Source organism: Streptomyces durbertensis (assembly GCF_014156695.1).
Taxonomy (GTDB): Bacteria; Actinomycetota; Actinomycetes; order Streptomycetales; family Streptomycetaceae; genus Streptomyces; species Streptomyces durbertensis.
This window is the reverse complement of the sequence record NZ_WMLF01000312.1, coordinates 1-6,424: the sequence shown is the minus strand read 5'-3', so window position 1 is coordinate 6,424 and position 6,424 is coordinate 1. Positions and strand designations below refer to the sequence as shown.

Here is a 6,424-nt window from a genome sequence, read left to right as displayed (position 1 = left end):
GGCCCGGACGGCGCCGACCCGCTCACGGCGGCGATCGAGGCGGCCTACGCCGACCTCGCCCCGGTCGCCGCCCGGGTGTTCCGGCGCAACGCGCTGTGGCCCTGGCCTGCCATCGGCCCGGCCGTCACCGCGCACGTCAGCGGCGTCGACGAGGCGCAAGCGGCCGACGCGCTGGCGGAGTTGGCGGCGCGCCGGCTGATCGAGGCGGTCGGCGGCGGGCGGTACGGCTACCGTCCGGCCCACCGGGCGTTCGCCGAGCGGGCCGCCGCGGTCGAGGAGGGCGTCGCCGGCAGCGCCGCCGCGCTCGCCGCCACGATCCGCTGGTACCTGGAGTTCGCGGTCCGCGCCGACCGGACGGCGCTCAGCGGACGCTGGACGCTCGGCCCGCTCTACCGTGAGCTGGACGCCGGCCCCCACCGCGACCCCGGGGAGGCGCTGGCCGCGCTCTGCGAGGAGCGCCCCAACCTCGTCCAGGCGGTGCGCGCGGCCGAACGGTCCGGCGACCTGGAGTCCGTACGCCAGCTCTGCGAGGCGCTGTGGGCCCTGCAGCTCAAGGCGGGGGAGACCGACGAACTGCTGCCGGCGCTGCGCCTCGGTGCCCGCGCGGCGGAACGGCTGCACCCGGGCAGCGAGGTGCTGGGCCGGGCCCGCACCCAACTCGGCATGGCCTGCCTCGAACTCGGCCGGCGGGACGAGGCGGCGGCCGAGTTCCGCGCCGCCGAGCAGGCGGAACGGGAGGCCGGACACGCCCGAGGGCGGGCCACCGCGTTGGAGTGCCTGGGTCTGCTGGAGCTGCGCTACTGGCAACACGGCGCCGCCTACGAGCTGTTCGAGCGCGCCGACGAGGTGCTGGGGACGATCGGTGCGGACGAGCGCGGCGCGGCGGACGTGCCCAGGGCCCGTGCCCTGCTGCTGCGGCACCGGGGCCGGGCACTTCGCGGCATGGGCCGCCGGGGGGAGGCGGTCGACCGGCTGACCGAGGCGCTGCTGTTCTTCCGCGGGACCGGCGAGGCGTACAACACCGCGCGCACGCTCACCGACCTCGCCGAGGTGCGTCTCGACGCGGGGGAGCACGGCGCCGCGCTGCCGCTGGTCGACGAGGCCCTGTCCCTGCTGACCGAGGAGAACGCCGCCCACCACCTGGCCCATCTGCGCCGACTGCGCGAGCTGGCGCTGGAGCCGCCCGCCGCCGGGTGACACGCCGCTCGCAGCGGGAGCCGCCGTCGCAGACCGTCGAGCCGGAGTCGGCGGCGGCCAGGCAGCGGAGTCAGCCGTCGAGCGGGGTGACCTCCGCCCGGTGCCGCTGCTCGCCGACGCCCAGCCACAGGCCGTCCGCCGCCAGCTCGCGCAGGGAGCCGCCGTCGGCGAGCCAGCCGAGCAGGGCGGAGGCGCAGGCGAGCGGGTCGGCGGTGTGCGGCGGCGTGCGGACATCGAGCAACTGGCCTGCCCGCAACCGCAGTACGCAGCTGTCAGGGCCGGTGACAAGGACGGCGAGCGCCGCGTGCGGGCGGGCGTGCAGCGCCTCGGCGGTCCAGCGGGCCGGGCCGCCCAGGCGCGGGTCGTCGGGCGCGCCGTCGCGGAAGACGACGTCGGCGATGTCGAGGGCGTGCGTCTCCAACGTGTCCTCGTGCACGGCGAGATGGCTGCTGTCGTAGCCGGTGATCGGAGCGGCCGGATCGACGTGGCGGCGCAGCAGCACCGTCCCGTCCGGCTGCCGCCTGGTGAGAGCAAGCAGCGGGGTCGACGGCCGGGCCGGCCGGTAGGGCGGCAGCGGCAGCGGGTCCAGCGCGGCGGGCCGAGCGGGCTCGGATATGCCGATCAGGTCGTAGAAGGTCCGTCGTAGCAGGGCGGCGGATCGCCCGGGCGCCGAGGACGCCTGCGCGGCGAGCGAGGGACGCGGGCGGTGGCCGCCGACGAGCTCGGCGAGCTGGGCGGCCAGCGGGCGCCCGAGGTCCAGGCGCGGTGTGGTGCGCACGAACTCGGCGACCGGGGAGTCGGCGTCGAGACGCTCCGCGCCGGGCGCCGCCACCAGCACCGGTACGCCGATCGCCGCCGCGTAGTAGCTGACCGAGCCGAAGTCGCCGACGACCGCGTCCGCTGCGGCGAGTGTCTGACGCCAGTCCTCGGTCGGGTCGATCAGCGTGAGACCGCCGCGCCGGGCGCGGTCCAGCCAGACGCGGACCTGCCCCGGGCCGTGGCCGTGCCAGATGTTCGGATGCAATATGGCGGCCAACCGGTATTCGTCCAGCGGCAGTTCGGTGGTCAACCGGTCGAGCAGAGTACCGAGGAGGTGCGGCTGCTCGCCGTCGCCGAACAACGACTCGGCGTTCCAGGTGGAGTTGAGCACGACGAGGCGCTGACCGGGACGGACGCCCAGCGCACGGCGGTAGCGCTCGCGGTGGGGAAGGGCGTTGAGCAGGCGGTCGTAGCAGGGGTCACCGGCGAGCACCGCGCGGGGCGCGGCCTGCGGGCAGTAGCGGCGCAGCCGGTCCAACTGCTCGGGGTGGGAGAGCACAAGACGTTCGGCGACCGGCTTGCCGTCGGCGAGCAGCCACTCCGGCGACATCCCGAACACGGGGCCGGTGTCCGGTGTCCGGTGTCCGGTGTCCGGTGTCCGGTGTCCGGTGTCCGGTGTCCGGTGTCCGGTGTCCGGTGTGGCGAGCCTCTTATTGTATCCAACACCGTGCGAAAGGACCGCAACAGGCCCTCGAACACTGGCCAGTTCACCGCCCAGGCTGGCGCTCAGCGCCAGCGACACCGGCGTGTTGAGCGCCTGCTCCCACGGCAGTACCGGCACGGCCAGCTCCGCCAGCAGCTCGCGCACGCCGCCCTGGAAGGGCGAAGAGCCGGTGCAGGTGGCGAGCAGCTGAATCCGCAGGTCGTCGCGGAAGAGCGGCAGCACGTCGAGCAGCCGCGTCGCCGAGGTCACGTTGTGCACGATCGCGAGGACCCGGTGGCAGTCGGAGCGGGTGGCCCACCGGGCGGCGTCGTCGCCGACCGGAACCCGCAGCCAGTCCGCCCGGTAGTCCCCGGCCACCGCGCACCCTCCCCGTCCGCCTCGGCGTCAGCGCCGCCGCACAACCGGTTCACCATAGTCCACGCGGTGTGCGCGAGAGGGTCAGGGCTCGAAGCGGTAGCCCATGCCCGGCTCGGTGACAAGATGCCGGGGACGCGACGGCACCTCCTCCAACTTCCGCCTCAGTTGGGCGAGATAGACCCGTAGATAGTGCGTCTCCGCCGCGTAGGCCGGCCCCCACACCTCGTGGAGCAGGTGCTGTTGGCTCACCAGCCGTCCCGGGTTGCGGACCAGGATCTCCAGGACGTGCCACTCGGTGGGGGTGAGCCGCACGTCGGCGCCGTCGCGGACGACCCGCTTGGCGGCGAGATCCACGCTGAACGTGCCGGCGTCCACGAAGGCGGACCCGGGGTCGTCGGCGGGCGCCGCCCGCCGTACCGCCGCCCGCAGTCGGGCGATGAGTTCCGCCATGCCGAACGGCTTGGTGACGTAGTCGTCGGCGCCGACGTCCAGTGCGCCGACCTTCTCCTCCGAGGCGTGCCGCGCGGACAGGACGATGATCGGTACCCGCGACCAGCCGCGCAGGCCGCGGATCACTTCGCTACCGTCGATGTCGGGCAGCCCGAGATCGAGTATCACCACGTCGGGGTGGTAGTCGACGGCCAGGCGCAGGGCGCCGTTGCCGTCCGGCGCGGAGGCGACGTCGTAGTCGCGGGCGCGCAGGTTGAGGGAGAGAGCGCGGACGATCTGCGGTTCGTCGTCCACGACGAGCACCCTGGTCACGGTGCTTCCTTTCGTTCGGCGCCCGCACTGCCGGGCGCGACGGTCGGAGGGGCGGCGGCCCCGGGCGATCCACCGCCCGGGGTGCCCGCGTCGAGGGCGAGCACCATGGTCAGACCGCCTCCCGGGGTGTCCTCGGCGGTCAGCGTGCCGCCCATCAGCTCGGTGAACCCGCGTGCCACGGCCAGCCCGAGTCCCACGCCCGCACCGCGCGGCACGTCGCCGTGCCGTTGGAACGGTTCGAAGACGCGTTCCTTCGCGGCGTCCGGTACGCCCGGGCCGTGGTCGACGACACGCAGTTCCAGCCGCTCGGCGTGCACGCTCGCGGACAGCCGCACCCGCCGGTCCGGCGGCGAGTAGGTGACGGCGTTCTCCACGACGTTGGCCACCACGCGTTCCAGCAGCCCGGCGTCGGCCCGCACCAGCGGCAGGGTCTCCGGCAGGTCGAGCCGCACGCTGTCCGCCGGCACGCCGCCCAGCGCCGCCGGGACGACCTCCTCCAGCGCCACCTCGCCGATGAGCGGCGTCAGCGTCCCGGTGTGCAGCCGGCTCATGTCGAGCAGGTTCCCGACCAGGTGGTCGAGCCGGTCGGCGCCCTCCTCGATACCCGCGAGCAGTTCCGCGACGTCCTCCTCGGACCAGGTGACGTCGTCGGAGCGGAGGGAGGAGACGGCGGCCTTGATACCGGCCAGCGGTGTGCGCAGGTCGTGGGAGACGGCCGCGAGCAGCGCGGTGCGGGTGCGGTTGGCGCCGGCGAGCTCGCGGGCCCGTTCCGCCTCGCCGAGCAGCCGCTGCCGGTCGAGCACGACGGCGGCTTGGGCGGCGAACGCGCCGAGCACGCGACGGTCCTCTGCGGGCAGCGGCCGGCCGCGCAGCGCGAGCGCGAGCCGGTCGCCGACCTGGACGTCGACGTCGGCGTCCTCCGGGCGCCCGGCCGCGTCCGTGCCCACGGCGTCCACGGGCCGCCAGCCGGCTCGGGGCCCGGGGCGTTCGAGCAGCGCGACGGACTCCATGTGGAAGGTTTCCCGGACGCGTTCCAGAAGGGCACCGGTGGTGGTCTCGCCGCGCAGCACACAGCCGGACAGGAAGCTCAACGTCTCGGCCTCGGCGCGCAGTCGGGCCGCCTGCTGGGTGTGCCGGGCGGCGCGGTCGACCAGCGAGGCGACCGCGCCGCCGACCACCAGGAAGATCGCGATCGCCAGGACGTTCTCCGGGGCGTCGATCATCAGGGTGTGGTACGGCTCGGTGAAGAAGAAGTTCAGCAGCAGCGACCCGGTGGCCGCCGCGGTGAGCGCCGGCCACAATCCGCCGGTGAGCGCGGTCACGACGGTCAGGGTGAGGAAGAGCAGCGTCTCCCCGGCGAAGCCGAACGAGGAGTGCGCGCCGCTCAGCGCGAGGGTGAGCAGGACCGGGCCGGCGGTGCCCAGGCACCAGCCGGCCAGCCGGCGGGTGCGGCCGAGCCGGCCCCCGCGCACCACCGGAAGGCTGCGCCCCTTCGCGGCCTGCTCGTGGGTGACGACGTGCACGTCCAGGTCGGGGCCGGAGTCGCGGGCCACGGTGGCCCCCACCCCGGGACCGAACACGTACTGCCAGGCGGGTCTGCGGCTGGTGCCCAGCACGACCTGGGTGGCGTTGACACCGCGTGCGAACTCCAGCAGCGCGCCGGACACGTCCTCGCCCACCACCGAGTGGAACGTGCCGCCCAGGTCCTCCACGAGCACACGCTGGGCCGCGAGTTCGCCGAGCGGGGCGCTGGTGAGGCCGTCGGCGCGGGAGATGTGCACGGCGAGGATCTCGCTGCCCGACCCCTTTGCGGCGATCCGGGCGGCGCGGCGCAGCAGGGTCCGGCCCTCGGGCCCGCCGGTGAGGCCGACCACGATGCGTTCGCGGGCGGCCCAGGGTGAGGTGATGCCCTTCTCGGCGCGGTAGCGCTGGAGGTACTCGTCGACCCGGTCGGCGGTCCACAGCAGCGCCAGTTCCCGCAGCGCGGTGAGGTTGCCGAGCCGGAAGTAGTTGGAGAGCGCGGCGTCGATCTTCTCCGGCGCGTAGACGTTGCCGTGCGCGAGGCGGCGGCGCAGCGCCTGCGGGGTCATGTCGACGAGTTCGATCTGCTCCGCGCGGCGCACCACCTCGTCCGGTACGGTCTCCCGCTGCCGGACGCCGGTGATGGACTCGACGACGTCGCCCAACGACTCCAGGTGCTGGACGTTGACGGTGGTGACGACGTCGATGCCGGCGTCCAGCAGCTCTCGCACGTCCTGCCAGCGCCTGGTGTTGCGGGAGCCCGGCACGTTGGTGTGCGCCAGCTCGTCGACCAGCACCACGCGCGGCGCCCGGTCGAGCACCGCCCGGACGTCCAACTCGTGGAACACCGCGCCCCGGTGTTCCACCGCGCGGCGGGGAAGCACCTCAAGCCCGTGCAGCATCACCTCGGTCCGGGCCCGGCCGTGGCATTCCACCAGCCCGACGACCACGTCCGTGCCGCGCTCCAGCCGACGGTGGGCCTCGCCGAGCATGCGGTACGTCTTGCCGACGCCGGGTGCGGCGCCGAGGTAGACGCGGAGTGTGCCGCGGCGGGTCATGGTTCTGCTTTCGTTCGGGGCGAGGTGACGGGGCGGTGTCAGGGGA

General features: G+C 74.5%; 3 protein-coding genes and 1 pseudogene. 1 reads left to right on the top strand and 3 read right to left on the bottom strand.

Going from position 1 to position 6,424, the window contains the following annotated elements:
* Window positions 1-1,197, top strand: a pseudogene (locus GL263_RS18905) (tetratricopeptide repeat protein); the annotation flags it as partial.
* A gap of 70 nt (window positions 1,198-1,267) precedes the next feature.
* Here GL263_RS18905 and GL263_RS18900 read toward each other — a convergent pair.
* From GL263_RS18900 to GL263_RS18890, 3 genes are all read right to left on the bottom strand, one after another.
* On the bottom strand, window positions 1,268-3,037 hold the full coding sequence (locus GL263_RS18900) for a CDP-glycerol glycerophosphotransferase family protein (RefSeq protein WP_182856912.1): 1,770 nt from the start codon (window positions 3,035-3,037) through the stop codon (window positions 1,268-1,270).
* Between the two features lie 81 nt (window positions 3,038-3,118).
* The gene (locus GL263_RS18895) at window positions 3,119-3,799 is read right to left on the bottom strand and encodes a response regulator (protein WP_182856911.1); all 681 of its coding nucleotides are present in this window, start codon (window positions 3,797-3,799) and stop codon (window positions 3,119-3,121) included.
* Window positions 3,796-6,378: a DUF4118 domain-containing protein gene (locus tag GL263_RS18890; RefSeq protein WP_182856910.1), complete on the bottom strand. Its 2,583-nt coding sequence runs from the start codon at window positions 6,376-6,378 to the stop codon at window positions 3,796-3,798. The genes GL263_RS18895 and GL263_RS18890 overlap by 4 nt, the downstream gene beginning before the upstream one ends.
* Window positions 6,379-6,424 lie beyond the last annotated feature (46 nt).

Excerpts from the sequence above, each read along its gene's own strand:
- GL263_RS18890 (WP_182856910.1), bottom strand. The coding sequence starts at position 6,378 with ATGACCCGCCGCGGCACACTCCGCGTCTACCTCGGCGCCGCACCCGGC.